At 64.2% G+C, this 1,282-nt stretch carries 1 protein-coding gene; it reads right to left on the reverse strand.

Annotated features, from left to right (window positions below):
• Positions 1-33: 33 nt before the first annotated feature.
• On the reverse strand, positions 34-1,179 hold the full coding sequence (locus RJ1_RS44955) for an IS481 family transposase (protein WP_073371171.1): 1,146 nt from the start codon (positions 1,177-1,179) through the stop codon (positions 34-36).
• Positions 1,180-1,282: the final 103 nt, after the last annotated feature.

Below are 1,282 nucleotides of genomic sequence, written 5' to 3' on the forward strand. Positions count from 1 at the left end.
GTGCTGTCTCAGGACTTCGTGAACACATCTGTCTCAGGACTTCGTGGACAGTTCTGTCAGTGGTTGGAATTTTACTGATCGGTTGAGGGTGAGTGTGTGGGCAACGACGTCGCCGACCATGACGGTGACGTCGTCGCCTCGCCAGTGCAGTATCGCCCTCTGGTCTCCCCACTCTCTGCCCAGGGAGATCGCGTGGCCGTCGAACTGGACGATGCCGGTGTGTGAGACCGACCGGGTGGCCTGCCCGGACCGGATCTTGGGTTCGGGAGTGGCTGCGACGGTCGGTGTGTCGTCGTACCGTTGCTGCGGTGTCCGGCCCGCCAGGCTCTGATGTCGGCGGTTGTTGTAGACCTCCCGGTATTGGTCGAGCAGGGCCTGCAGTTCGTCGAGGGTGTCCGGTGCGGGTTGCTTGCGTAACCATTTCTGCAGGGTCTGGTGTACCCGTTCGTTCTTTCCGCAGGTCTGGGGGTGATACACCGACGAGGTGATCGTGTGCACCCCGAGGCCGGCGAGGGTGCGTTCGAGTGCGGAGGTCCCACCGCGATGCTTGGCCGAGAACGCCTTCCCGTTGTCGAAGAGCACCCGCACCGGTAGCCCGTAGCCGGCGAAGGCCTGCTCGAGCGAACGCCATGCCTCGGCACCGTTCTCGGTGGTGGCCGCGCAGCTGCCCACGTCCAGTCGGGAATGGTCGTCGAGTATCTGCAGCACGCATACCTTCTCACCGGTGGACAGGTAGTGCTCCATGCCGTCGATCTGCCACAGCCCGCCCGGGTCGGCGTACTCGAACCGTCGCCTGGATTTGGGGCGTTTGTGCGGTTGCGCGACGATCTGGCCGTGGTCGACCAGGATCCGGTACACCGTCGCCCGGGACGGGAACGGATCGAACCCCAGGCTCTCGAGCCTCCAGGAGATGCTCTGGGGTCCGTTGTCGAGTCCTGCGGCGTCGAGGTCCTTGCGGGCGCGGAGCACCGCCTCGCACAACGCCGCCGACGTTCGGGTCGGGCAGGTGTGCGGGGCGGTGGAGCGCCGGGTGAACCCGTCGGCACCCTCGGCGGTGAATCGGGCGACATATTTGTAGAACGTTGTCCGCGAGATCTCGTGGGTTCGGCAGAACGCGGCGACGTTGACCTTGTCGCCTCGTGCCAGCCGGACGATCGCGGACACAAACTCTGGATCCATCGAAAACCCTGTTCCGCTCATCCCCGAGGATCTCAGGGACGAGCTGCTCAGTGTTCACGATGTCCTGAGACATCAAGTGTTCGCGATGTCCTGAGCACAGACA

Origin of the sequence: Rhodococcus jostii NBRC 16295 (assembly GCF_001894825.1) — a bacterium.
Taxonomy (GTDB): domain Bacteria; phylum Actinomycetota; class Actinomycetes; order Mycobacteriales; family Mycobacteriaceae; genus Rhodococcus_F; species Rhodococcus_F jostii.

Excerpts from the sequence above, each read along its gene's own strand:
- RJ1_RS44955 (WP_073371171.1), bottom strand. The coding sequence starts at position 1,179 with ATGGATCCAGAGTTTGTGTCCGCGATCGTCCGGCTGGCACGAGGCGAC.